This window comes from Maritalea sp. (assembly GCF_047634455.1).
Taxonomy (GTDB): domain Bacteria; phylum Pseudomonadota; class Alphaproteobacteria; order Rhizobiales; family Devosiaceae; genus Maritalea.
In genome coordinates this window covers 1-25856 of the sequence record NZ_JBLIAI010000038.1, presented here as the reverse complement: position 1 = coordinate 25856, position 25856 = coordinate 1, and the positions used below count along the sequence as shown (strand labels likewise).

Below are 25856 nucleotides of genomic sequence, written 5' to 3'. Positions count from 1 at the left end.
AAGTGATGCAGCGCTTTTTAAGACGACTCGACGCACAATTGCGTAAGCTTGAAGAAATGACTGAAACTGCTCGCAACGATCTAAACACCGCTGGTCAGCGGCTCTCAAACTCAAGCTATTTTGACTACCTCGTCGAGGTGTTTTCTGGCGTCTATTTGCAGTACATGCCAGCCAGTTCAGTCGGTCTGAACAAACGATACCCTGAAAACAGCCCTTATATGCAGTTTATCAGAAAGTCGGCAAAACCATTGATTGGTCATGAGCACGGATTGGTCGAACAGATGAAAAACTATCGAGACAAACTCAAGTCCTAAATGGGTCAAAAACCTCCTACAATCTTTGAGAAACTAACCACCCACGACCAGTTTAATTCATGCTGTACTGTCTCCCAGATATTCGTTTCAGGAGACACCAATGACAAACGTTCAAGCTCATGACGGTCCGATTTTCCTCAATCGCAACGATCTCAAAGATTTAGGAATTACGGTATCAAATAGCACCTTGCACAGATGGGAACGTACAGGACGTTTTCCTCGAAGGTCACGTCTAGGTGGAACCACCGTCGTCTGGCCGCGTGCCCTTGTTCTCGAATGGTGCAAAGAACGCATCAACGAACGAGACAAATTCACTTACGCCGACTTTTAACCGGGGTAACTCAGCCCCTTCAACTTTCACAGCTAATATAGAAAGAACAATCATGGGAAAATCCGTGAACGGACAGGTGTGTCCAAAAACACAAAATGGGTATCAAAGGCATTCTGAAAGCCAAAATTTTGGTACTCGCGTATCAAGCCACGAACTGTGGGATCAACTCACGCCAGACGGGCCAGTAATGCCTGGTGCTTGGTCTGATGAGGTTGTCATATTTCTCAATCAGTTTGCGAAGTCTAACTTCGCGGATGGCGTAAATGTTAAAGCCGTCAGCAAAAACCAGAAAAAGCAAATTGATCGCCAAATCCGGCCAAAGAAATATGTCGCGGCAGAGGAAACAATTCTCTCCCTACGTCCGGACAAAAACAATCTCACTTTCCACCCTATACCGACAATAGATGGTGAAAATGTAGACCAAGTCACAATGGGTTGGGCAACCATTGTAAACGCCCATCCGTTTACGCTTTATCCAGAGCCAGTCATTTACTGGCAAATGGGCAGGTTTCATTGGCAGGGACTTGTGCCTTGGCATGAAGCAATTTCGATTGAAGAGTCTTGCCAACGAATAGAGTACTTGGCTGAAAGCATCGACGGTGCTGGGATTTACTCCACGCCTGAAGACTTGCTCTACCTACCGGGTTCTTTGATCCATCATCCAAAACAAAAGTCGAGAACGGCGACTGTTTTGTACGATGCATTCACGGCAACGCAGTTCGACGACCCGCACGTGTATCGTTGCAATTATTGAGTCTTGTTTGGGGCGCCAACTCGGCGTCCCATTCTTTTCCTACTACATTGACATACCGGAGAACAACGATGTCGAACTTGATTCGTATCGATGGGGGCTTGTTGTCTTCATCCAAAACAAATTCTGCACTGGCGTGGATAGACCGCGGTGCTAAGGTACTCGCCCTTCACGGCATAAATTCACGCGGAAAATGTGACTGTGGCAAAGTTGATTGTCCTTCGCCCGGCAAACATCCCATCAGTTCTGAGTTTCCCAATGGGCAACACAGCGCAACAACTAGCAAAGTCAAAACTTCGCGGGTGTTGAAAAGGCATCCCAATGCCAATTTGGGTGTCGTGCTGCCGGAAGACACGGTTGTGCTAGATGTGGATGGGCCTGAGGGCTTGGCAACCTACGAACGACTCAATCTGCCCAAAACTGCAACTGTTCAAACTGGCCGAGGTGCACATCATTACTTTCGAACAGATACGCCGTTGCCAAAAAAGAAGATCAAATTGAATGGGATCGACATTAAGGATAGTGAAAGTGGCTATATTGTTGTGCCGCCCGGCCAACACAAAAATGGCAATTCCTACAAATGGAAAAGTCGCTTAAAGCACAATCTCATTGTTGCAGATTTGCCGAGAAACTTTGTCGATCAAATATCCCAAAAACCTTCGACGAAAACCGTCAACTTCGACCAAGCTGCAAAAGTCACTAAGGGTGGTCGCAACAATGCGCTTGCAAGCTACGCTGGTTACTTTCGCCACAAAGCATTGAGCGCTGAAGCTATCGATAACGTCCTATCAGCATTAAATGACACGATTTGCAGCCCACCTTTAAATGACCAAGAGGTAAGTCGAATTGCGCATAGCATTGGCAATTATGATCATGGTGAGGATGAAGACGCATTTGGAAACCTTGCTGACGTTGAAGAGGCCAAAGTCGAATTCCTTGCATACCCATACATCGTAAAAGGCGCGACAACGGTGCTTGACGGCAATATGGGACAAGGCAAGTCTACTTTTACTGCGGCTCTAGCCGCGTCAGTCACAACAGGAATTGTTCCGCCGTTTCTTGATGAAATCGAGCAGGGCAATGTCTTGTTCCTATCAGCTGAAGATGACGCCGCTAGGGTGCTGAAACCAAGACTGATTGAAAACGGCGCTGATGTCACAAGGGTCAGGTATCAGGAAAAAGTGTTTTCGCTAGATGCTGAGGGCATGCTGAGATTACGCCGTGAAATCGAAGCCCATAGGCCTGCTTTGGTGGTGATTGATCCCATCATTGCCTACATGGACGCTGGTGTTGATGGCAACAAAGCAAACGACACCATGCGGTTTATGGTCGAGTTAGACCTAATTGCACGAGAATACGATGTTTCAATTTTGATCGTACGACACTTGCGCAAAGCAAAGGCAGAAAACGCAATGCACCAAGGTATTGGATCAATTGCCATCTCGGCACGTGTTCGTTCAGGACTAATGTTGGGCGTTCACCCAGAGGACTCTGAAATGCGTGTAATTGCCCATTCCAAAGCAAACTATTCTGAAAAAGGGCCAACAATCGTATTTGAGATGAAAAGTAATGGGAAAGACCGACCGCCAATTGTTGAGTGGCATGACGTTGATCCAAACATCAATGAAGATGATGTCTTGATGAAACCGCCAAGTACCATCGGCAGACCAAGTGAAGAACGAGATTTTGCCAAACAGTTCTTGCGCGACGTGCTTTCAAACGGACCAGTGGAAAAAGTTAAGCTCGATAGCATGGCATCTACCCGTTCGATAACACCCGAAACAATGCGGCGTGCTGCAGACGATATGAACATCGTCAAAAAGCGCGGTAAAGGTGGAAAATCGTTTTGGTCGCTTCCCTAATAATCGTCACACAAACTCTAGCGCTCATCAGTTTTGGTGGGCGTTTTTCGATTCACTTGTTCAAAATGATTGTACGTATGTGAGTTGTGAACAAGTGGATTATGTTCAGTAATCCTTCAACCGTTATTGGGTTACGAACCGTTGTTTATCAATCGAGACTCTCAAAAATACATACATACGGCCATTTTGAACAACTCAAACGGCCGAGCGCTCAAAACCTTGGAAATGCAAATGACCACTTGAACGCAAATATGGGCGTCCGTCCTAAAAAAAGCCCCTCCCCCTACACCTATGATTTGATCGCTGGACCGACACGCTGATATTTGATCACACTGTCAGACCCACCTACATTTGAATTTACCCAATCCAATCAATGTCTCCATCCACACCATCACCTGTGGCTACCCTTGCTGGGTGGCAAATGGGTAAGATAGTGGGTGATTAGGCGCTCTATTTGATGGTTTTGGCATTGGCATGCTGATGAGTGTGTAATTCATGCTGACTATGCGCAGAAAATTGACCCACGAGCACTAATGCGAATTTTGGTGCGATCACCACTCACATTTTTAGCTGAATGGCACCACTGGCTCATTGTAACGCTGCCGCGCGGGCGAATGGCCGTATAGGGCTTGGCTTGGTTACAGACGCTTCTTTAGCTCACGCCTGATCCTGCGCCACTTGCCCTGCTCGAATGTGTCAGTGTCCTGCTGTGCCCAATCTTCACGCGCTATCGCAGCATCCAGCGCTTTGTCGCCATGTTGTAGGATCAGGTCTTCAATGATCAGGTCGATTGTTTCTTGTGGCAAAAGGTACGGCGCGACGAAGAACGCATGCAGTTCGAACAGCGCAACGGCTGCGATCAATATCAGGAAGGTGAGAAGCAAGGTGATAATGTTGTCCATGGCAATAACTCAAAAAACAACTTTACAATAACCTGAAATGGGATAATTCCAAAATCGGATTATTTGTCGCACACAACGACAGGAATATGTGTGCCCAGATCAATTCACTCTGACCAATACAAACGGCTGACCACCATGCTGCTCGCCACGCGCAAGAGTGCTGGGCTGACACAGCAAGATGTTGCTGACAGATTAGGTAAGCCACAGTCGTATGTTGCAAAGATCGAAGGCAACGAGCGCAGAATTGACTTGGTCGAGTTTGTAGCGCTAGCCAACGCACTTGGCATTGAGCCCAACACAATGTTTGCCAACGCGCTTTCAGCAATCTCCAAATCCAAATAGAGATTGTCCCTGACAAGGCGAGATGGAACGTTTTATCGATTGATCGTCAAAACATGGAGACGATCATGACTGAAATCATCACACTCAAGCAAATCTGCGAAGAACTGAAAATCGACCCACGCGAAGCACGTGAGAAATTGCGCACAGCAGCACGCGACAAAAAGAAATTTCCAGCGCTGGCTGCACACAAGCCACGCACACCTTGGCAATGGGTGAAGGCGGCCGATGGGGAGAAGGAAGCGCGTACGGCCGTGACGCTGAAAACCTAGCCCGCAATCCCCACTTGCAACTTCCCCGATTGCAAGACATGTTACGGCATGTAATGATTTCATACTTATCGAATAATAGTGGTGACCATTGTCTAGTTTTGCCCTGCATCAGATTTACACACCATCCAGCGCTTCAAGCAAAGTAGATATCGTGTTTGTACATGGACTGGGTGGAGACTTTAATGAGACTTGGGAAACGAATTCCAACGACCAATCACAAAACTGTTGGCCCCTGTGGCTAGCAAAAAAATTCCCCGGAGCATCAATCTCGTTTCTTCAATATCCCACCAGCAAGCTTAGCTCTATGTTTGGGGGGACGGACATGTCGCTCCTTACTGCCGCTGCAGGCGTAGCGGATCTTCTGAGGGCCGACAAATTGGGAATCAGACCATTAATTTTTGTCACCCATAGCTTGGGAGGGATAATTGCGAAGGCCGTTTTGAGGATTTGCGAAAGCTCATCCGAAAAATCGCTTGAGGCGCTATTTAGTAACTGCAAAGGGGTCGTCTTCTTTGGAACCCCTCACACTGGTTCAACTTATTCAACGGTGTTCAATAAAGTACCAAGCCTGCCTTCGTTGCAGGCTCAAGGTCTGGCGCAATCTAACGCCGTACTGATGGAGATTTACAATTGGTATCGAAATACAACACAGGATGGCTCCATTCGCTCAAAGGCATTTTATGAGACTCTACCGATGGGCCCTGAAGTGGTCGTAGATGCAGGCTCAGCAAATCCGGGCGTCCCCCGATGTGACCCTAGCCCGATTGAGGCGAACCACGTAAATATGTGCAAGTTTGGCGATGAATTTCACCCAGCATACAAAAGCGTGGTTACATTCCTGGAGGAGGTTTTCAGTGACGGTAAAATTGATACGGGAGATAGCAGCTCAATTGACGATCTTGAGTACTATCTTTCGAATGTCGTGGATGATCGAAAAACACTAGAACAAAAACTCCATGAAGGTGGGAGACAAGCTGAGCTGAGATATGCTGAGCGTGAAAAAGAGAGAATTGCAAAAACAATTCAGCGCGAAGCTCTTTCTCCATCTGCGCGCAAAGAGTACCGCAATTTTTTGGGTGAAGTGCTGACTCGTTTTCGCCTTCATGTTGGGCCACTAATACGGTCGGGCGAGAGTCAAACTATCGTGAACAAAGCAATAGACGAACACGTAATCACACCGTTGACCTCAAATGGAGCAAATCATCAGCTCGGCAATTACGCAGACATTCACAGCGCGATCTATTATCTAACAGGGAACTGTCATTTAGATTGGCTGAAGCACGATGTTTAGGATTTGGCACCCACTTCGCGACGCGCATCACTGCACCTATAGAGTGATCGCCTTGCTTGTACTTGCGCCTGAGGGGCGAATGTCACTTCCGCGCCTATCTATATTGGACACTTTCCTTCTTTTTCCGCAGTATCTTCATAAGATCAGCTATGCAGGGATGGGGGAGATTAGGGTTGAACTGAGACAGTTGGATGTACCATCAGCGGCAGAAAGCTACGTCAACTTGCCAGACATTCGAAGTGTCTACCGGGAACTCCAAACTTTTCAAAAAGCAGCGTTTAGGCAGCTCGTGGCCAAGGGGCTAATCAGTAGAGACGAGTACACAAACGGCTCGGCGCAACTAAATGGCCCTGCAATTCCAGCACGTCTTTTCACTGATCTCAACAGCTTTTGCAGCGAAAATCGCGACCTATTGGAATTCCTGGTACATCGCATTGGCGCCCTGCAATTGGACGGCGCGAATGGGATTTATAGACGTGCAAACCTAGAGCTGGGGGGACGTTTTAGATAATGGCCCCAACACTGAAATTGAATCGCCTTGTTGTAACAAAGAGCGGTCAACGAGCCTATGACCAGAAGTTCCACGCGGGCCTGAATATCATCCACGGCACCAATGGTTCAGGAAAATCGTCGATACTTGATTTTATATTTTTCGCGCTCGGGGGCAATCTCACCAGCTGGAAAGAATATGCAAAACTGTGCGACACTGTATTCGCAGAAATTGTGGCAAGCGGCACTACTCTTACACTTCGACGCGATGTGTCGGACGAAAATAATCGACCGATGTTGGTCTATTTTGGCGACTTTGAAGAGGCCTCTTCTCATGCGATCGACGGCTGGCAGAGGTTTGCCTATTCACGATCTCCAAACGGAAAGAGCTTTAGTCAGGTGCTATTTGCGGCGCTCGGCATCCCTGAAATTCCCGGCGATGAAGGTGCAAATATCACGATGCACCAAACTTTGCGCTTAATGTATGCTGATCAAACGACTCCCTTTCAGCGTATTTTTCGTAGCGAGAATTTTGACCCCAGAGATACCCGCGAAGCGGTTGCGGAGCTGCTAGGAGGCATCGGCAACAATCAACTCTATTCCAAACGCCTGCAATTACGTGAGTTAAAGAGCGAAGAAGCTGAAATAACCAGTAAACTGACACAGCTCCTTCGGGCAACAAGCAGCCTCGGAGAGAATTTCGCAGGTGGCATTTTTGAAAGTGAGTTGGAAACAATCGCCACTGAGCGGAGAAAGCTCTACGCAGAAATTGATGAGATTTATTCTTCTGATCGGGATAGCTCTTCCAACGCGAAAGACGCTGAGGGAAAGCGGCGAGAACTGCACAAGGCTCTTTCAAAAACTAGAACCCAACTAATCACGGGTGAGCAGAAAGAGAAATCACTTGAGTTCGAAATAAAAGATAGTTCTCGTTTCATTACGCACCTTAAGGGTTTGCTCGCTGACTTTGATCGAGCCGCCCTCACCTATATTTCAATCGGCGACGTGCGCTTTGAGTATTGCCCGTCATGCTTTTCCGAGATTGGCGCTGCAGAAGAGGAGCATTGTCACCTATGTGGCGCTGAAATTCCAGCAGAAGAAAAAGCGGCGAAAGTACTCGCGCTGCGCTTGGACATAGAGGGCCAGATTCGAGAGAGTCAACGCATCCAAACTGATCGGGAAGCGGAAATTGCCGAACTCAAAACTGAAATGGCAATCATAAAACGCAGTATGACAAAACAGATGCGCCAATTTGACGAAGTAAGCCATGCATCGGTAGATGGAAGTATGGCATTGATCTCCGAGAAAAGTCGGCAGATTGGCAAGTTTGACTCCCGCATAGAAGAACTGGAGCGTTACAAGGATATACGTGACCAAATTACAAAACTTAGCGATGCCAAGGCTAGTGCGCAAAAGAAAATATCCAAACTAAACGACAAAATTGTGGCTCTGGAAGTCGCGAAATCCAAACGGCAAAAGTTTGTAAAAACCAACATTGCAAATATGACAAAGAAATTGCTCGAAAAAGATCTCCAGGAGCACAAAGATTTTAAGCATCTGGATAAATTCGACTATAGTTTTGAAGATGACTGGTTCGCAATAAATGGTGACCCCAATATAACAACAAGTGCGAGCGGCATGGTTGTTGTGAAAAACAGTTTGTTTGTAGGAATGCTTCTCGCCTCTCTACATGATCCCAGTATGATGTATCCGCGCTTTTTGTTGCTAGATAATGTGGAAGACAAGGGTATGGTGGGCGAAAGAGTTCGCAATTTTCAAGCCATCATCGCTGAGTTACTTTCTCACGAGGAAGGCGAGCAGCAGGTGATCTTGACGACTTCCACTCTTAATCCAGAACTTAACACGCCTAAGTATATAGTTGGGCGCTATTACACAGCTACGCAGGGAACACTGGACATTTTGCCTCGAAAAGCTTGACCCGCTCTAAAAAATCTCGTCGCGCACCACTCTGTCGCATTCAGACTCACGCCAGGTGCAACCCAAACGCGACCCAAGGCAATCCACGCGCAAACACTCACAAGCGTTCTCGCACCTAACAAACTGCAATGTATAAGAAAATTTGGTAGCGGGAGAGGGACTTGAACCCCCGACACGCGGATTATGATTCCGCTGCTCTAACCAGCTGAGCTACCCCGCCACAATCTCGCATTCCGATGAAACGGAAGCGAAATGAACCGTATTGCCCATTTGGGCCGAACCGTTCGAGCGCGATATAATGCGGGCAGACAATTCTTGTCAAGCAAAACCACCAAAGAGTTCTCGACTTCCCACCATCGGGGACAAGATTATCAAAATTTCAGGAAGTGGTGATCTTTTTCTAGCCGCAAAATCGTGTATCATGTCGTTTAACTTTTGGCGGCATTGGATCATTATTATGAAAAAACCTATTCTTATTGCAGCAGCAGCCGTATTGGCGCTTGGCGGCTGTAGCCCGACCTGGCTCAACAATGATGCTGGCAATTTGCGCAACTCTGTAAAGGGGGGCGCTGCGGGGGCAGCAGCGGGGGCATTTGCAGGCTTGGTTTACGCAACTGTTGCCAATAAAGATGTGCGTACCGCAGCACTCGTTGGCGCCGGAATTGGTGCGCTTACTGGCACCGGCGTTGGCATATATATGGACAAACAGGAGGAAGAACTCCGTGCGGGCCTATCAGATTCTGGCGTGACCGTTACCCGAAATGGCAATGACATCATCCTCAATATGCCGTCAAACATCACCTTTGGCGTCGATCAGGACAAAGTGCAACCACAGTTCCACGACGTACTCACTTCAGTTGCAACTATATTGCAGCGCTACCCAAAAACTTTGGTTGATGTATATGGGCACACAGATTCATCGGGTTCGGATCAGTATAATATGGATTTGTCGAACCGCCGTGCGATGTCGGTAGCCAATTACGTATCCAATATCGGTGTTGATCCGCGTCGTATCTATGTAACGGGCTATGGCGAGAGCCAGCCGATTGCGACCAATTCAACCGAAGCGGGCAAAGCGGCCAACCGTCGTGTGGAAATAAAAATCACACCACTGACCTAATTGGTAAGATTAAAATGAATTTGCCGCCGCAGGTGCTTTCTGTGGCGGCTTTTTGTTCATTCAGGTCTATAGTTGCGCTTTACCGCTTGCCCAGCTTTCCACGTCCGAAGATGTCATCTGCCCAACATTGTCCAGCTTGTCTTTGCGAATTTTAACCGTCAAACCGTTTTTGATGTCGCGCAACAGCTCCATACCGCCAAAGACCAGCGCACTGTATAACTGGATTGCATTCGCACCAGCCGCGAATTTGGCAATCGCAGATTGGGCTGAGTGAATGCCCCCAACCCCAATAATTGGCATATCCGTGCCAACCCGCATGCGCATTTGCGCCAACCGCATGGTTGAGAAATTGAAAAGCGGCTTTCCGCTCAATCCGCCCTTTTCATCAGCATGGACGCAATTTGCAACCTGATCACGCGACAATGTTGTGTTGGAAATGATCAATCCATCTAAATCGACCTGCTTGATCACGCCAACAATTTCGTCCATCTCGATTTCAGTGAGATCCGGTGCCAGCTTTAAAAACACTGGCACACGCACCAAGGCTTTTGCCCGCGCGTTGAGCGCCTCTCCCAACAGCCGTTTCAACGCTTCACCAGATTGTAGATCGCGCAGCCCGGGTGTGTTGGGCGACGATATATTGATGGTGAGATAATCAGCAATCGATGCGAACCGGGTTACACCTTCAACATAATCCGCCACAAAATCGGCGCTATCCTTGTTGGCCCCCACATTTATGCCAATGGTCACCCCAGCTTGTTTGTTGCGTGTTAGGCGCTCATATACGGCCAGATGACCCTCATTGTTGAACCCCATCCGGTTGATGACGCCCTGCTTCTCAGGCAAGCGAAACAATCGTGGTTTTGGATTGCCGTCTTGCGGACGTGGCGTCAAAGTACCAACTTCACAAAACCCAAACCCGATATCGGACAGTTGATTTGCAACCTCGCCATTTTTGTCAAATCCCGCTGCCATGCCGATAGGATTTTTAAGGGTTAAACCTGCAATCTCAGTTTCAAAGAATTTGGGGTCGCTGGTTTCCTGAGGCGCAACGGCTCCAAATTTGATCGCATTGATTGTCAGCCGATGCGCCGTTTCCGGATCAAGCTTTAGCAGGCCGTCGCGGCTAAGATTTTGTATGGACGGCTGGCTCAAAAACTTAGCGAATTTTGCGATCATTCTTATATTTCCTTAGGCAAAATGAAGGCGCCTTGATCATCAATTTGTAATTCATGCTCACCCACAATCGCAGCGAGCGCAAGATCAGCATACAGATGGGGGAACAATGCACCGCCCCGTGATTGTTCCCATTTCAATGCGGTTTGCAATGTGTCGCAGTCAATGGTGAGCATCACCAAACCACTTTGACCGGCAAAATGTTTCTGCAGCGTTTCAGCAAGCTGATCAGCGGTTGAAAAATGTATAAAGCCATCAGTAATATCAATTGGGACACCGGTAAAAACACCAGCAGCTTGAGCATTCACCCAATGCTCGCCCGAACAAATTTTGTAAATTTTCATATTTGACCATTTTGAGCTGCAATTTCACCCTCGGCTTTAGGGATAAACGGGCATTTAGGCAAGGAAAAGCACCAATATTCACATTCACACTTTACTTTTGGATTAAGGAAAGTTAACAAGTCTATAGGATTTTTATCCTTTTGACAGAAACTATTCCTGTTATGCTCATGGAAAAGAAATGATCACCCACCGCGCTATATGGTCAGCAATTGACTCGCTTGCACAGCGAAAGGGCCTCTCTGTGTCCGGGCTTGCACGCATGGCGGGACTTGACCCGACAGCGTTCAATCCTTCAAAACGGGTTTCAAAAGATGGGCGCGAACGGTGGCCCTCGACCGAAAGCATTGCCAAAATGCTAGGGTCAGCTGGTGAAAGCATGGACAACTTTTTATCTGGTGGTGGCATATTTGAACAAACGGACCCACACCAGGCTGCCGTGCCATTACTTGGCTTTGCTCAGGCCGGCGCTGGCGGCTTTTTCGATAGCGGTGGCTTTCCGGCGGGTCAAGGTTGGGACGAAGTAACCATTCCTGTCGGCCCCAATTCCAACACCTACGCGCTCGAAGTAAGCGGCGAAAGCATGTTGCCGCTCTATCGCGATGGTGACGTCATTATCGTGTCACCCGCCGAACAAATCAGACGCGGCGACCGTGTGGTTTTGCGCACCAATGATGGTGAGGTAATGGCCAAAATCTTGCATCGGCAAACAACGAATGTGGTAGAATTACATTCGCTTAACCCGGATCACCCACCCCGATCCATCCCCACCACCGACGTGGATTGGATCGCGCGCATCCTTTGGGCCAGCCAATAAAGCCCCGCCACAAGGGCGGAGCCAACTGTTCAAAACCAATTGTGCTAAGACAAGGTTTGGCTAAGCCAGCTCGCCAGCCAACGCCTTTTTGATCAAAGTTTTGGTTTCTTCAACACCATAGAGCGCAATAAACGAGCCAAATCGCGGTCCTTGGTCCTGACCCAACAACACCTGATACAAAGCCTTGAACCAATTACGCAACGGATCAAACTCATGCTTTTTGCCAACCTCAAACACCAAAGACTGGATCGCATCGGCATCACTGCTCTCGGCAAAATCATCAAGGCGAGATGCCAGTTCAGCCATTGCCGCCGCTTCTTGTGCTGTTGCTACACGGAACTGTTTTGTTGGCTTCACAAAGTCGGTGAAGTAGCGAATGGCATAACCAACCAAACGGTCTAATTCTGGATGCGTTTTAGGCGTAGCATTTGGTGCATAGCGCGAAATAAAGCCCCAAAGCACATCACTATCTGCAGCGTTCGCAGCCGACACCAAGTTCAATAGCAGCGCAAAGCTAATCGGCAATTCGTGCGCTGGCGGATATTCGCCGTGAATGTGCGTCGCCGGATTCTCCAGCAATTCCGCAGGACTTTGCTTTTCCGCAGCTTTTGAAAAAGCGTAAAACTCATCAACAGCCTTAGGGATCACATCAAAAAAGAGTTTTTTGGCGGTTTTTGGTTTTTGATACATGAACAGCGCCAAGCTTTCAGGTGACGCGTATGTCAACCAATCTTCCATCGAAAGGCCATTGCCCTTTGATTTGGAAATTTTCTGGCCATTTTCATCTAAGAACAACTCGTAGCTCAGGCTCTCCGGTGGGGTGCCACCCATCGCCCGAACAATACGTGATCCCAACTTCACGCTATCAATCAAATCCTTGCCCGACATTTCATAGTCAATGCCAAGCGCGTACCAACGTAGCGCCCAATCCGCTTTCCATTGACACTTCACGGCCCCGCCAGTAACCGGAACCGTTACTTCTTCTTCGGTTTCTGGGTCAATATAGGTCACAGTACCCGCTCCAACGTCGCGCGCAATCATGGGCACTTGCAACACTTTGCCCGTGCGCGGGCACAAGGGTAGAAACGGCGAGTAGGTTTTTTGCCGCTCTTCGCCAAGCGTGGGCAACATAATCTTCATCACGTCATCATAGACCTCGAGCATACGCAACAAAGCCTTATCAAGCACGCCCGATGTGTAATAATCGGTCGAACTGACGAACTCATATTCAAAACCAAAATCATCCAAAAACTTTTGCAACCGCGCATTATTGTGGTGCGCAAAGCTTGGATATTCATCTGAAAATGGGTCTGGCACCTTCGTCAACGGCATGCCGATATACTCAGCCATGCGCTCTTGGTTTGGCACATTGGTCGGCACCTTGCGGAACCCATCCATGTCATCTGAATAACAAATAATCTTTGATGGTATTTTGTCTTCCGTTAACAGACGGAAGGCGGTGCGCACCATCGACGTGCGCGCCACTTCGCCAAAGGTGCCAATATGCGGCAAACCTGAGGGACCGTATCCGGTTTGAAACAAAACTTCATCCTTGGGCGATTTTTCCAGCCGTTTGACGATCTTTTTCGCTTCCTCGAAAGGCCATGCACGCGCGCTAGCGGCGTTTACGAAAAACTCTGCGTCAAATATCGTGGGGGTATTTGCCATTTGGCTGCCCTTTGGTTGGAAAAATCAATTGTGAGATGTTTAAAGGATGGTTGATACATTGAACGTAAAAACCAGCATTTGACGCGATTTCGCATACCTTAGCAACATCGTCAATGGTGCGACCTGCCGTTCGCAACCAAATAGTTCGAGTTGCGCCTTGTATTTGGCTTGGATCGCACCTAGTTTTTGAGCCAACACAGTAAAATGAGTGAGGGCTCACATGTCACTTTCGCCGCAAGAAGCACTAATATACATCATGGTTATGGTATCCGCATCCGACCGTCGCATGTCAGACGAGGAATTGGGCCGCATCGGTTCCGTCGTGCGCAATCTCCCCGTGTTCCGCAACTTGTCCCAAGAAGCCCTACCCTTTATATGCGGACAATGCGCCGATGCACTCGACAACGACAATGGCATGAATGATGTCCTGGATTTAATTGCACAAACGATCCCCGCTAAACTGCGCGACACCGCCTATGCCGTCGCTGTAGAAATTGCAGCTGCCGATTTGGACATTCGGCCTGAAGAAGTTCGAATTTTGGAACTATTGCGCGGGCGTCTCAAAGTCAACAAGCTGACTTCAGCCGCCATTGAACTTGCAGCCCAAGCCCGACACCGTGTGGTATAATAAGACACCTATTTGTGAATCCTAAACCCGCACGATAAAAGCGACCCTTTCACGCCCACATCACAAATTGTTGCAAACCAAATTACTAGCCTAATCGTGCGCGACTCTATATAAGGAAAATCGTATATAGGAGTTTGGTATGGAAGATTTGGGTTTCAGTGAAGGTACGTGGCGGTTTGGCAGCTTCATTGCAATATTCGTCATGATGATAGTTTTGGAAGCACTTTGGCCCAGACGTGAGAGGCGGCATTCCCGCGTTCGCCGATGGTCGACAAATATTGGCATTATGGCCTCAAGCTATCTCACCGTTTCGCTTGTCACACTCATCTTGGCTAACTTGTTGGTGCCGATTACGGCTGTGCTTGCATCCGTCTACGCCAAACAATGGGGCTTTGGACTTTTCAATTGGTTCGATTGGCCAGTCTGGGTTGAATGGTTAGTTGCATTTTTTGTGCTGGATTTCGTCATTTGGGGGCAGCATTGGGCCACCCACAAAATTCCGATATTGTGGCGCTTACATCGGGTACATCATTCAGACCACGATATTGACGCCTCTACCGCCATTCGCTTTCACCCGCTGGAAATCGTGTTTTCGATCATTGTGAAAGCCGCCGCTATTATCGTTTTAGGCGCACCTGCCGTTTTAGTGGTCATTTTCGAAGGGGTCGTAAACGGCACCGCGCTATTCAACCATGCCAACTATAAATTGCCGATTTGGCTAGATCGTATCATACGCCCTATATTGGTCACCCCCGATATGCACCGCATTCATCACTCGGTTGAGGTGGGCGAAACCAACTCAAATTACGGATTTGCATTGAGCGTCTGGGACCGTATTTTTAGCACCTATATTGACCAACCCGCGGCGGGCCACGACGACATGGTGATTGGCCTCAAGGACCATCAGGATGACGGACCGCAAAATTTTGTTTGGACCATTTGGTTTCCCTTTGCACACGACAAAACCTTAATGCGCTCCGCTGGTGACGAGATCAAAAAAACCGATCAATAAAAGCCAACTGCGAACCATTTAAAGTACAATTCGTCTAACTTTCCGCGTTCACCCAAGCGTCGCAACCCGATGTTTATTGCCCGTAAGATGTCACCTTTTGCGGGCAATACCGCAACGGCCAGTCCGCCGCCGAAATATTCAGTGCTAAAATACGGCCCGCCAAAAAAACCACAGCAGTCGTTTTGATTGAGCCAAAACGATGCCCGCATCCCGTCCACGAACCCAAAATCTATCGTGCCCGCTTCAATGCCAGCAAAAACATCCAATTCGCTATCAAAAGAAAGCAGAATCATTTTGGGAAAGTGCTGTTTTATAAATGCAAAATGGGCAGAGCCGCGCTGCACACCGATGACACTGGTTAATTTTTGAGGATCAAAATCGACGGCCGAAGCACTGGTGTTGCGCCCGACAAACCGACCAGGCAATTGCAAATAACTTTGTGAAAACTCGAAACGACGTCCATTCTCTTCGTTAATATTCAGCCCGGCAATAATCACGTCGCCCTGCCCATCTTCCAAAGCTTTTGGCAATTGCGCCCAAGGCCAGCTCTGCAATGTACAATCAGCCCCGATTTCTTTGCACAATGCTGCTGCAAGTTCCACATTAAACCCAACAATGTCGCCGCCTTCATCTTTGAAATTAAACGGCGGAAAATCCGCAGACGTTAGAAACCGTATCGACGTGATTAGCGACAGATCGAGCGTATCTTCGTAAGCGGAGGGGTCAACATAATTTGGAAGATTTTGCCCCGATGCAGCGACAATTATTTGCAGCAAAACAGCAGCCCCCAAAACAATCGATCGAAGAAAATAAAGTGAGGCGTGGAACATGCGCAATAATCGGCCTTTGACTCATGGGGCAAACTTGGCCACATTATGTTTCATTATATTTTTAATGCAATTTTTTAGTGATTTAGTTTGTGGATGGGTTGAACGAGCCACTTGGCGCCGCCCTGTTGCGTCGGGTTTTTAGAGAATATTTCAGTACTGATGGGACTGCGCTTATTGCGTTGCGCGAAGCTGCGCAAGCGGGCATTGACCCATTTCGATTTTGTGCGCAACAATTGAACCTTTCAGAAAACGAGGTTTATCGGCGGGCCGCAAACATCTTAGTACTGACTTTCAGCAATGAGGTGCCTCCCCTTTCAATACGCGCGATCAAAGTTCACAATATTGATCAACTCAATTCTGTTGCCAGTTTACGTGGGCGCATGCTCGACCGCGATGTTCTATTTATCTCACCAGACTTTTGGCGCTATGTTGAGTTGGCAAAACGATTGAGCGGAAAACCGCAATTGCGCGCACAACTGTGCGTGGTTTCGCCAAAATCCCTTCGACGCGCATTTGTCCAGCAACAAGGCGCTTCACTTTATGAAAGCTCAATAACAAGGCTGGCAAAAAAATGGCCATTCGCCAGCGCTCATCTGGGCCTATCAAGCTTCACCCGCTACGGTTTTCTGTGCGTGGTTTTGGCCGTGGCGATAAGTGTGTTTTTTCCACTCGGCTGGTTTCAGCCTGTGGCGACTTCTTTAATGACCGTCTTGTTCCTGTTGCCAGCAGTTTTCCGCCTTAGCTGCGCGCTCAATGGCAGGGTGGTGACAAGGGTTTCGACAGATAAACTACTTACCGACAATCAATTACCTACCTATTCGATCATCATTCCCCTGCGCGACGAAGCATTATTGGTCAAACAATTGGCAAAAGCCATGCAAGCGCTCAACTATCCCGCCGCAAAACTTGATGTTAAATTTGTCGTTGAAGCCACATCGAAAGAAACCATAGCCGCAATTGAACCATTCCTAGACGATATCCGCTTTGAAATGATCCCAGTGCCCGACAGTGAGCCACGAACCAAACCAAAGGCTGTAAATTTCGCGCTGCCATTTGTGCGCGGCGAACATGTGGTAATTTTTGATGCAGAAGACATTCCCGAGCCAAACCAATTGCGTTTGGCGGCAACAATATTTGCTTCAAATACACAGTTGGAATGTCTGCAAGCCGAATTGGTCATTGATAACGCAAACGAAAACCCGCTGACAGCTTTGTTCGCCACAGAATATGCCACTCAATTTGGCTTGATCATGCCAACATTGGCCCATTTGGACATGCCAATGCCGCTGGGCGGCACGTCCAATCATTTCCGCACTGAAACACTAAAAAACCTTGGCGCATGGGACAGCTTCAATGTGACAGAAGACGCTGATCTGGGTATTCGCTTGGCCCGCAAAAAGTTGAAATCTGCAATATTGCCCAGTTACACGCGGGAGGAAGCGCCAATAAACACGTGGCCGTGGATCAAACAACGAACCCGTTGGATGAAAGGCTGGATGCAAACATTGCTGGTTCACAGTCGCGATTTCAAATCCCTAATTAGACAAATCGGTTGGCGCAACGCTGCAATCTTTTACATATTTGTCGGTGGCCTTGTTTTCTCCGCGCCGTTGCATGTTTTTTTTGTTGCACAATTTTCGCTGGATTTGTTCCTCCACAAAGGCGTTGGATTGGCGGGGTACACCCAACTTAACATATATGTCTTGGTGCTCATCACCGGGTATTTAAGTGCCGTTTTCACTGCATTTTTAGGCCTGTGGCATACACGTCAGCTGCATCTATTTGGGTGGCAATTGTTCTTGCCCATTTACTGGCTTCTGACGAGTTTTGCGACGCTGCGTGCTGCGCTGCAATTGGCAGTCGCGCCGTTTTCTTGGGAAAAAACAACCCATGCGCGCACGCAATTGCCAAGATATGATCAAAAACGCACATCAAATGTGGAACAAACCTCGACAGCCCCTACAAAATCATTTTATCTATAATTTATGGATCACCACAAACGCACCATCGTACAAGACATTACAGCCGTATTGGCCGACCGCATTGTGCGCGGTGAACTGATGCCAGACGAAAAGTTGCGACAAGACCATATTGCCGAGGAGTTCGGCGCAAGCCACGTACCCGTGCGCGAAGCATTTCGTGAACTTGAAGCACGCGGACTAGCGGTCAGCATTCCCCGACGCGGCGTACGGGTTTCCACATTTGATGTGTCAGAAGCCAAAGAAGTAGCAGAAATGCGCTCTGTGCTGGAAGTGTTGGCCCTTCGCCACGCTTTCCCACACATGAAGACACAAACGTTCTCAGCCGCCCAACAAGCGATTGAGGAAGGCGAAAAAGCCCTGGACATTTACACCTGGGAAGAGGCAAATCAGCGTTTCCATCGCACCATCGTCGCTGATTGCCAAATGCCCAAATTACTCGCCACGTTGGTTGATCTGCATGTGGCCAGCGCAAGGTTTTTGTTTGCGACGTGGAAGTCAAAATGGGAAACACGGATCGAACATGATCACCGCACAATCATCAAAGCGCTAAAAAATGGCGATATCGAAAACGCAGCCAAAGTCCTTGAACGACATGTAAAACTAACTGGCCGCAAGCTGAGTTCGATTTTGTAGAATGCAACTATCCTGTTGCCACAACCAGTTCGTATATTGAACTTTCATCAAGGTGTGAGGTGCAGTCTATCATGTCTATTGTAGTCTCTGGTCGCAAGAACCATCATTTCACGATTGATGTCAGCGAAGAAAATGACGGGGCAAATCGCTTGGCCTTGCTTTTGCCCGGGGTCGGCTATCGCCTAGAAAACCCAATTTTCTATTTCACCCGGCAATTGCTTTTAGATAATGGCTACCGGGTCGCTGGCGCTAACTACGCCTATGACAAGGTTGAAGGCTTTCGCGATTTCGATTTTGACGAAATCATAGACATCTTACGCGACGATGCTGCTTCAATAGCCGAGACGATACCGCAATTGCCAAAACACAACGAGTTTCTTGTGGTCGGCAAATCACTAGGCACTGTTTTGATGGGCAATCTGCTCATGCAAGGGCACCTAAAGAATGCTCAACTTGCGTGGCTGACCCCGTCATCCAAAATCCCTCAAGTTCCTGAAGGCATTTTGCAAAACGCGCATAAATCCTTTGTTTGCATTGGATCTGCCGACAAGGGATATGACCCTCCAACTTATGCAGAATTTGCAAAAGCGGGCGCTTTCGTTTCGGTGATCGATGATTTGGCACATGTGCTAGAATGTGACAATGATGTACCCAAAACGATTTTAGGTCACCACAAAATGATCATCGATATGCAAAATTGGCTAAAGGCAAATGCGTGACCATCACCAATGACACCGCAGACTTGAAAATCCAAACCAATCGATCTGATCGCGGCATCCTAAGCTTCAAGTTCCCCGAAATCAAAGTCGGAACAGCGGACTATGCTTCTGCGCAAACCGGGTGTACAGTTTTCGAGTTCGCCAAGCGTTCCATGATGGTCAGCGATTGTCGTGGCGGCGCAATCGGTTCCATCGGCACCCATTATCCTGAGGTCGATGCCATTTGCTTCGCCGGCGGCTCAGCTTACGGGCAGGAAGCGATTTTGGGCGTCGGCGCAGAACTGCACAAACGCGCAAACTACTCAACACATTGGCAAGATATTGCATTGGCAGCGGGCGCCATCGTTTATGATTATCGTTTTCGCGACAATGCCGTTTACCCCGACAAAGCGCTTGGCCGTGCGGCCCTCAATGCAACACAAGTAAACCAATTTCCGCAAGGCAGTGTTGGGGCAGGGTTTTCTGCCAGTGCAGGCAAATGCCTCACAGAAGTTGGTTATGAAGGTGAGCGCACGGGGCAAGGCGCGGCGTTTCGTCAACGCGGCAAAACCAAGATTTTCATCGCCACGGTGCTCAACCCATTTGGTGCAATAGTGGACAAACAGAGCAAAGTTGTGCGTGGAAATCTTGATCCAGAAACGGGCAATCGCATCCATTTGCACGACTATATTGGCGCCATTGAGCCCGCAGGCAAAGGCAATACAACCCTTACGTTGCTGGTCACCAATCAGCGCATGTCACGCACAGCCCTCAACCAAGTCGCCAAACAAGTGCACAGCTCTATGGCGCGCGGCATTCAACCGTTCCATACAGAGTTTGATGGTGATGTGTTATTTGCGGTCAGCACCGAACAAGTCGACGACCCCGGCCTGCCGCCGTTCGCGCTTGGTGCGATAGCATCTGAACTCGCTTGGGACGCCATATTGGAAGCCGCAGGCGCAAAGTAGTTACTCCGCTTTGTGTCGGTTTTTGATTGCCTGAATGCCGAACCAGCTGGCAAGTAAAACAAACGGCGCAAGCAATCCAAGCATCATGGTTTTGGACAGGGGCAACTGCTCCGCGAAACCGGCAAACACATAACCCAATATGCCAAGCGCATAATATGAAATCGCAATTGTGGACAATCCTTCAACGGTCGATTGCAACTTGTATTGGCTCTTGGCTGTTTTAGAAATCGAAGACAAAACCTCGCGATTTTGCGATTGAATGTCCACATTAATCCGGGCATCCAACAGTTGAATTGATCGCGCGATTTTATTGTTCAAAGAGCGTTGGCGTTTCTCTGTGGCCCGGCAGGTGGCAAGGGCTGGATCGACACGGTTCGACAAATAACGCGTAATCGTTGTGTGCTTTTCGCTTTGCTCTTCCTCTATTCGGTCAAGCCGAATTTGCAGCACATCACCATAGGCTTGGCTTGCGGCAAATCGGTAGGCAGTGGCGTCAAGGCTGCGCCCTGCACGTACCGACAACGAATGCAACATGCCCAATATCCGCTTGCTATCCTCAATAGTTGATACACCGCCGATCTCTCCGTTTAGTGTGCTCAACTCAACTTCCAACCCGCCAACGATCCGAGACTGCACACGAGCATCCGGCAATCCAACCAACGCCATGGTGCGGTAAGTATCAATTTCCAAAAATCGGCGAACTAAAATGCCCGTTTTGATTGAACTGAGTTGATGGACCGCAATTTCAAATCGCGTGAACCCGTGTTCGTCAGTTTGAAAATCTGTCCCGATTTGTGCGTTTCCAGCACCTATTCGTGACAAACAAAGGCTTTTGGGCTCAAACCCTAACAACGCACTTGGCGAAATCTCATGCCGCTCAACAATGTCAATTCGCGCCGCCGTGATGATTGGGAATTGTTTTAACACCTCTAAACCGATACCCATCGGCCGCGCGATTTTGTCGTCAATTGGCGCGTACCATGTCAACGTGACAAACTCGGTGTGGGCTTCCCACGTCACATCATACTTTTCAAATGAAAACGAAAACTGCCGCCAGCTTTCCTCTGGCACAGCAATGCCCATTTCTTCGCACCAGTTGCGCAATTGGGTATTCGCATATGCCATTTGTTCGCCATGACGCCCAACCAAAAACACGATCCGGCGCGCGCGCAATGGCGCTTGCAGCGGCGGAATCAGACGCGCGTGAATTTCCGCATGAATGGGCGCGCGCAGCTCGTGATCAAAAAAACTATCTTCGCTTAACTCACCGTGATGAGAACTCTCGCCATCTTCACCCATTATCGATCCCCCATGCCCACTTCCAATAAACATGACGGGTCAGACCAAAAGCGACAAGTGCGCATATTGTCTTACGCACCCACATTGGCTGCATAATTGGTCGTAGAACCAATTTACGACCATTGCGGTTTGTCACATGGAAAAATCAGGTGTAGAGCTAAAACCTCATCATCATGCCCTGCATCAAGAGAACCTAAATTGACCAAATTTACCGACCAAGTTGCCGCCGCAAAAACCCGCTTGGCACAAATCCTTGATGCAACGCCCTGCCAAAAAAACATCTATCTCAGTCAAAAATATGACGCCAACATTTTCCTAAAACGCGAAGATTTAACGCCAGTGCGTTCGTACAAACTGCGCGGTGCATACAATTTCATTTCAAAAGCAATCAATTCAAACACGGCCCGCAAGGGTGATTTTGTCTGTGCCTCTGCAGGCAATCACGCACAAGGCTTTGCGTTTTGCTGCGCACATTTTGGAGTGCATGGCACGATATTTATGCCCGTCACAACACCGCAGCAAAAGATCGACAAAACCCGCGCCTTTGGCGGCGCGAATGTTGAGATAAAATTGATCGGCGACATCTTTGACCAATGTTACACAGCGGCTTTATCTTTTGCCGATGAACACCAAGCGCTAATGGTGCCGCCATTTGACCACGCGGACATCGTTGAAGGGCAAGCCACCATTGCGCTTGAAACATTAGAACAGCTTGATGGCGACGTGTTGGATCTCATGATCATGCCCGTTGGCGGCGGCGGTTTGGCGGCCGGGGTCTCCACATATCTAGCGACCGCCTCCCCCAAAACTCAAATTCTGCTCGTCGAGCCGGAAGGTGCACCGAGTTTAAAAAGCAGTCTCAAACAAGGGGAGCGTATCAAGCTTCACGCCATCGACAACTTTGTTGATGGTGCTGCGGTCGCCCAGGTTGGCGCTCTCAATTATGAAATGCTCAAACATTTACCGGCAGACATCGTGCATTTGGTTCCCGAAAATCGCCTGTGCGCAACCATCATAGAGATGTTGAATATTGAAGGCATGGTCTTGGAACCCGCAGGTGCGCTTTCCATAGATATTTTGTCCGCATTGCCGCCAGAAATGCTCAAGGGCAAAAATGTAGTTTGTGTGACGTCAGGTGGCAATTTTGATTTTGAACGGCTACCAGAGGTCAAAGAAAAGGCCCTAAAATATTCTGGCCTCAAAAAATATTTCATTCTGCGCATGCCCCAACGCCCCGGCGCGTTGAAGGATTTCCTCAACATGCTCGGCCCCAATGACGATATCGCGCGGTTCGAATATTTGAAAAAATCCGCACGGAACTTCGGCACCGTCCTGATGGGCATTGAAACCAACGACACCAAGAACTTTGACGCACTAAAAGCAAAATTGATAGCGGGAGATTTTGGCTTTCAAGACATCACAGACAACGAGCTGCTATCAAGTTTGATCGTTTGACCGCCAAGTCTGTTTGACAAAATCTTGGCCAACGCTACAACATAGCGACATGGCAACACGCAAAAGCAATATCTTCCGTTCTTACAAAAAAATTGCTTATGCAATTGTATTCGCGGTGCTAATTTTGGGCGGCTTTTGGTCGCTGTTTTTTGCCTCACTTTCCGTATTCAAAGCAGTTGAACTTGAACGCGCAGAGGGTCGAGCACAGCTTTACCATTCCACCCTAGTTAGCGCGTTGGAACGCTTAGAACATTTGCCCTTCATCGTTGCGCAAGACCCCGCTGTCGTCCGTGCGTTGACACAAGGTGACGTCGACGGCCTTAGTCCACGGCTTGAAGATTTTGCGCAACGATCCAACGCCGAAGCAATTTATGTGATGGACAAAAATGGCTGGACCATTGCAGCCTCCAACTATGCCAATCCCGTCAACTTCCTTGGGAAGAACTATGGCTTTAGGCCCTATTTCAAAGACGCCATGGCCGGCAAACGTGGCGAGTTTTTTGCTATCGGGGCAACCACCTTCACACCAGGTTTCTTTATCAGTGACACTGTTCGCAATCAGAACGGGGATGCTGTTGGCGTCGTTGCATTAAAAGTTGCATTGAGCGAACTCACCGGCGCATGGGCAGCCTCGGGTGATGACATTTTGGTGACCAACAAAGAAGGCATCGTGGTGTTCGCCACGTCAGACAAATGGCGGTATCGCACGACCAGCGATTTGAGCGAAAATCAGCGCATTGCCATTCAAAGCAAGCAGCAATTTGGCAAACAAGAATTACGCGCCCTTAATTGGCAACTACGCCAAGATAGCGAGGTGCAGCTTGAAGGCACCAACTATCTTTTCGCCAACAAAGACGTCGAGCGACGGGGTTGGAAGCTTTGGTACATCAAACCCACATCCAGCCTGTTCGAACGCGCTTGGTTCGTCATTATTCTCGCTGGCATTGTAATGGCGACAATGGGCATAGCGTTCGTGACCTTTCGTTCAAACCAGCTTCAGCGCGCCCTTAAAGCTTCCCATAGTGATCGCCAAAATCTCTTGATGGAAATCGAAGAACGCAAGGTGACCGAGCAGCGTCTCGAACAGACCCGAAGCGAGTTGGCGCGCACCAGCAAACTCGCAGCATTGGGCCAACTTGCTGCATCCGTGACCCATGAACTAGGGCAACCCATTTCCGCAATGCGCAATTATTTGGCGGCCGAAGAGATTTCAAGCGGACATAAACCTGGCGGTGTCGTCGATCATATAGGCGGTCTCGTGCGCCGCATGGAGAGCATAACAAAAGAACTTAAGTTTTTTGCCATGCCAGGCGGCAGCAGCACCGAACACATCAGCACATCAGATCTGATTGACGGTGCCATTGGCCTGACACGACATGACCTAACGCAAAATAATGTCGACCTTTCCGTGTCTGTTCCAGGCGACCTTGTTTCCCTCAAAGGCAACCGGCAGCGCTTGGAACAAGTGTTGGTCAATTTGATCCGCAACGCAATTGCGGCCATGCAGGATGCGCCCGAGAAGCGACTTGAAATTGAAGCAAAATCACGTGACGATTTGATGATCCTCACCGTACGAGATTGGGGTCACGGGTTAAACGGGCAAAGCATCGAACAGCTGCAAGAACCCTTCCATACAAACAAGCCTTCAGGCGAAGGAATGGGATTGGGATTAGCCATTTCCGCCGCCATCGTGCGTGAACACCAGGGATTGCTCAGCGCGCGCGACTGTGAAATAGGTGCTCAATTCACCGTCGAATTGCCCCTGAGCGAGGACTAAATATTGTCAGCCGCCACCAAAAGCACCAATTATCGGGCCATCATCATTGATGATGACAAAGAAATGCGCCAATCGCTTGTCCACTTGATGAATGCGGCAGGTTGGGAAGTTGAGGCTTTGTCTGAAGCAACAGCAATCGACGATAAAGTGGCAGCTTTCTTGCCCGACGTCATACTATGCGACGTGCGGATGCCCAAAAGCTCCGGTCTTGATCTTTTAAATGTAAAGTCCAGCGTTGCGCAGCTGCCCATCGTGCTCATTTCGGCGCATGGCGATATTCCAACTGCCGTGCAGGCCATGCGCGACGGCGCTTATAGTTTTTTGGAAAAACCTTTCGACCCACAACGACTTCTGACCATCTTGCGTAACGCTGCGGAAAAGCACCGCTTGTCCAACGACGCCGAGCGATTGCGCAAACAACTTGCCACGCTCTCCGGTTTGGATCGCGTGTTGCTGGGCAAATCTGAATTACTGCAATCTGTGAGAGAAAGCGTTCTGGATTTTAGTTCGGCGCACGCCGCTGCCCTCATCCTGGGCGAAACCGGCACTGGCAAAGAACTTGTTGCCCGTGCGCTGCACAATCTATCAGATAGGGCAAATGGCCCGTTTCTCGCCATCAATTGTGCCAACATTGCAGCCGATGGTTTTGAACAACGCGTATTTGGTGAGGCGGGGCATTCGCAAGGTCTTTTCCGGCAAGCAGAAGGCGGCACATTGTTTCTGGACGAAATCGGCACATGTTCGCTCGACGTACAAGCAAAACTGCTCCGCGCAATTGAATTACGCGAAATCTTACCCGTCGGTGCTGACAAGCCGATCACTGTGGATGTCCGCATCGTCTCTGCATCGAACGAGCCCTTAGATCATGCCATCGAAAACGGTGGCTTTCGCGCGGACCTTTATTTCAGGCTCAACAACGTGGTTATTGATCTGCCCACCCTACGGTCGCGACTGGACGATATT

The 25856-nt window shown here is 48.8% G+C and carries 26 protein-coding genes, 1 tRNA gene and 1 pseudogene; 20 read left to right on the top strand and 8 right to left on the bottom strand.

Translation table 11 applies throughout. The features are described from left to right. Together ACJAZW_RS10500 and ACJAZW_RS10495 are read left to right on the top strand one after the other, a co-directional pair. Positions 1-314: hypothetical protein (locus tag ACJAZW_RS10500; protein WP_415157808.1), on the top strand; the 314-nt coding region annotated here is incomplete at its 5' end. 100 nt (positions 315-414) lie between these two features. Further along, positions 415-543: pseudogene (locus ACJAZW_RS10495) on the top strand (hypothetical protein); the annotation flags it as partial. A 3-nt stretch (positions 544-546) separates the two neighbouring features. Here the strand turns inward: ACJAZW_RS10495 and ACJAZW_RS10490 are convergent. Beyond that, complete coding sequence (locus ACJAZW_RS10490) at positions 547-699, bottom strand: hypothetical protein (protein WP_415157810.1); 153 nt, start codon at positions 697-699, stop codon at positions 547-549. A 133-nt stretch (positions 700-832) separates the two neighbouring features. On the opposite strand from ACJAZW_RS10490, the gene ACJAZW_RS10485 reads away from it, so the two are divergent. After that, on the top strand, positions 833-1399 hold the full coding sequence (locus ACJAZW_RS10485) for a hypothetical protein (RefSeq protein WP_415157806.1): 567 nt from the start codon (positions 833-835) through the stop codon (positions 1397-1399). 68 nt (positions 1400-1467) lie between these two features. After that, positions 1468-3258, top strand: coding sequence for a bifunctional DNA primase/polymerase (locus tag ACJAZW_RS10480; protein ID WP_415157804.1), 1791 nt, complete (start codon positions 1468-1470; stop codon positions 3256-3258). Between the two features lie 638 nt (positions 3259-3896). Here the strand turns inward: ACJAZW_RS10480 and ACJAZW_RS10475 are convergent. Next, the gene (locus tag ACJAZW_RS10475; RefSeq protein ID WP_415157802.1) at positions 3897-4160 is read right to left on the bottom strand and encodes a hypothetical protein; all 264 of its coding nucleotides are present in this window, start codon (positions 4158-4160) and stop codon (positions 3897-3899) included. 90 nt (positions 4161-4250) lie between these two features. Here ACJAZW_RS10475 and ACJAZW_RS10470 point away from each other — a divergent pair, with 90 nt between their 5' ends. From ACJAZW_RS10470 to ACJAZW_RS10450, 5 genes are all read left to right on the top strand, one after another. Then, positions 4251-4502 (top strand): helix-turn-helix domain-containing protein, encoded by a 252-nt coding sequence (locus tag ACJAZW_RS10470; protein ID WP_415157800.1) that lies wholly within the window; start codon positions 4251-4253, stop codon positions 4500-4502. Between the two features lie 65 nt (positions 4503-4567). Further along, complete coding sequence (locus tag ACJAZW_RS10465) at positions 4568-4771, top strand: hypothetical protein (RefSeq protein ID WP_415157798.1); 204 nt, start codon at positions 4568-4570, stop codon at positions 4769-4771. 88 nt (positions 4772-4859) lie between these two features. Then, a complete protein-coding gene (locus ACJAZW_RS10460; protein ID WP_415157796.1) occupies positions 4860-6062 on the top strand; it encodes an ABC-three component system protein in 1203 nt (400 codons plus the stop codon). Then, on the top strand, positions 6055-6573 hold the full coding sequence (locus ACJAZW_RS10455) for an ABC-three component system middle component 5 (protein WP_415157794.1): 519 nt from the start codon (positions 6055-6057) through the stop codon (positions 6571-6573). Before ACJAZW_RS10460 ends, ACJAZW_RS10455 begins: the two co-directional genes overlap by 8 nt. Beyond that, positions 6573-8489, top strand: a complete 1917-nt coding sequence (locus ACJAZW_RS10450; RefSeq protein ID WP_415157792.1) for an AAA family ATPase — start codon at positions 6573-6575, stop codon at positions 8487-8489. The genes ACJAZW_RS10455 and ACJAZW_RS10450 overlap by 1 nt, the downstream gene beginning before the upstream one ends. A gap of 143 nt (positions 8490-8632) precedes the next feature. Here the strand turns inward: ACJAZW_RS10450 and ACJAZW_RS10445 are convergent. Continuing rightward, a tRNA-Met gene (locus ACJAZW_RS10445) sits at positions 8633-8709 on the bottom strand. Positions 8710-8946: 237 nt separating this feature from the next. Between ACJAZW_RS10445 and ACJAZW_RS10440 the strand changes: the two genes are divergently transcribed. Beyond that, on the top strand, positions 8947-9609 hold the full coding sequence (locus ACJAZW_RS10440; RefSeq protein WP_415157790.1) for an OmpA family protein: 663 nt from the start codon (positions 8947-8949) through the stop codon (positions 9607-9609). Between the two features lie 66 nt (positions 9610-9675). On the opposite strand, the gene ACJAZW_RS10435 is transcribed toward ACJAZW_RS10440, so the two are convergent. Both ACJAZW_RS10435 and ACJAZW_RS10430 read right to left on the bottom strand, forming a co-directional pair. Continuing rightward, on the bottom strand, positions 9676-10788 hold the full coding sequence (locus ACJAZW_RS10435; RefSeq protein WP_415157788.1) for a quinone-dependent dihydroorotate dehydrogenase: 1113 nt from the start codon (positions 10786-10788) through the stop codon (positions 9676-9678). Positions 10789-10790: 2 nt separating this feature from the next. Beyond that, positions 10791-11129, bottom strand: a complete 339-nt coding sequence (locus ACJAZW_RS10430; RefSeq protein ID WP_415157786.1) for a DUF952 domain-containing protein — start codon at positions 11127-11129, stop codon at positions 10791-10793. Positions 11130-11307: 178 nt separating this feature from the next. Here ACJAZW_RS10430 and ACJAZW_RS10425 point away from each other — a divergent pair, with 178 nt between their 5' ends. Next, a complete protein-coding gene (locus ACJAZW_RS10425) occupies positions 11308-11943 on the top strand; it encodes a S24 family peptidase (protein ID WP_415157784.1) in 636 nt (211 codons plus the stop codon). Positions 11944-12003: 60 nt separating this feature from the next. On the opposite strand, the gene ACJAZW_RS10420 is transcribed toward ACJAZW_RS10425, so the two are convergent. After that, entirely contained in the window at positions 12004-13611 is a 1608-nt protein-coding gene (locus ACJAZW_RS10420; protein ID WP_415157782.1) for a lysine--tRNA ligase, read from the bottom strand. Between the two features lie 220 nt (positions 13612-13831). Here ACJAZW_RS10420 and ACJAZW_RS10415 point away from each other — a divergent pair, with 220 nt between their 5' ends. Further along, positions 13832-14239 (top strand): tellurite resistance TerB family protein, encoded by a 408-nt coding sequence (locus ACJAZW_RS10415; RefSeq protein WP_415157780.1) that lies wholly within the window; start codon positions 13832-13834, stop codon positions 14237-14239. Between the two features lie 139 nt (positions 14240-14378). Next, positions 14379-15251, top strand: a complete 873-nt coding sequence (locus tag ACJAZW_RS10410) for a sterol desaturase family protein (protein ID WP_415157778.1) — start codon at positions 14379-14381, stop codon at positions 15249-15251. Here ACJAZW_RS10410 and ACJAZW_RS10405 read toward each other — a convergent pair. Beyond that, entirely contained in the window at positions 15245-16027 is a 783-nt protein-coding gene (locus ACJAZW_RS10405; protein ID WP_415157777.1) for a transporter substrate-binding domain-containing protein, read from the bottom strand. The genes ACJAZW_RS10410 and ACJAZW_RS10405 overlap by 7 nt on opposite strands. 152 nt (positions 16028-16179) lie before the next feature. Between ACJAZW_RS10405 and ACJAZW_RS10400 the strand changes: the two genes are divergently transcribed. From ACJAZW_RS10400 to ACJAZW_RS10385, 4 genes are all read left to right on the top strand, one after another. Next, a complete protein-coding gene (locus ACJAZW_RS10400; RefSeq protein WP_415157775.1) occupies positions 16180-18063 on the top strand; it encodes a glycosyltransferase in 1884 nt (627 codons plus the stop codon). A gap of 3 nt (positions 18064-18066) precedes the next feature. Next, a complete protein-coding gene (locus tag ACJAZW_RS10395) occupies positions 18067-18696 on the top strand; it encodes a GntR family transcriptional regulator (RefSeq protein ID WP_415157773.1) in 630 nt (209 codons plus the stop codon). A gap of 71 nt (positions 18697-18767) precedes the next feature. After that, positions 18768-19415 carry a hypothetical protein gene (locus ACJAZW_RS10390; protein WP_415157771.1) on the top strand — a complete coding sequence of 216 codons (648 nt, stop codon included), beginning with the start codon at positions 18768-18770 and terminating at the stop codon, positions 19413-19415. Then, positions 19412-20362 carry a P1 family peptidase gene (locus ACJAZW_RS10385; protein WP_415157769.1) on the top strand — a complete coding sequence of 317 codons (951 nt, stop codon included), beginning with the start codon at positions 19412-19414 and terminating at the stop codon, positions 20360-20362. The genes ACJAZW_RS10390 and ACJAZW_RS10385 overlap by 4 nt, the downstream gene beginning before the upstream one ends. Here ACJAZW_RS10385 and ACJAZW_RS10380 read toward each other — a convergent pair whose 3' ends face one another. Then, the gene (locus tag ACJAZW_RS10380; protein ID WP_415157767.1) at positions 20363-21661 is read right to left on the bottom strand and encodes a DUF3422 family protein; all 1299 of its coding nucleotides are present in this window, start codon (positions 21659-21661) and stop codon (positions 20363-20365) included. A 198-nt stretch (positions 21662-21859) separates the two neighbouring features. On the opposite strand from ACJAZW_RS10380, the gene ilvA reads away from it, so the two are divergent. The 3 genes from ilvA to ACJAZW_RS10365 form a co-directional block, all read left to right on the top strand. Beyond that, the gene (ilvA, locus tag ACJAZW_RS10375) at positions 21860-23116 is read left to right on the top strand and encodes a threonine ammonia-lyase IlvA (protein ID WP_415157765.1); all 1257 of its coding nucleotides are present in this window, start codon (positions 21860-21862) and stop codon (positions 23114-23116) included. Positions 23117-23165: 49 nt separating this feature from the next. Continuing rightward, a complete protein-coding gene (locus ACJAZW_RS10370) occupies positions 23166-24893 on the top strand; it encodes an ATP-binding protein (RefSeq protein WP_415157763.1) in 1728 nt (575 codons plus the stop codon). A 3-nt stretch (positions 24894-24896) separates the two neighbouring features. Then, the coding region (locus ACJAZW_RS10365) for a sigma-54-dependent transcriptional regulator (RefSeq protein ID WP_415157760.1) at positions 24897-25856 on the top strand (960 nt) is incomplete at its 3' end.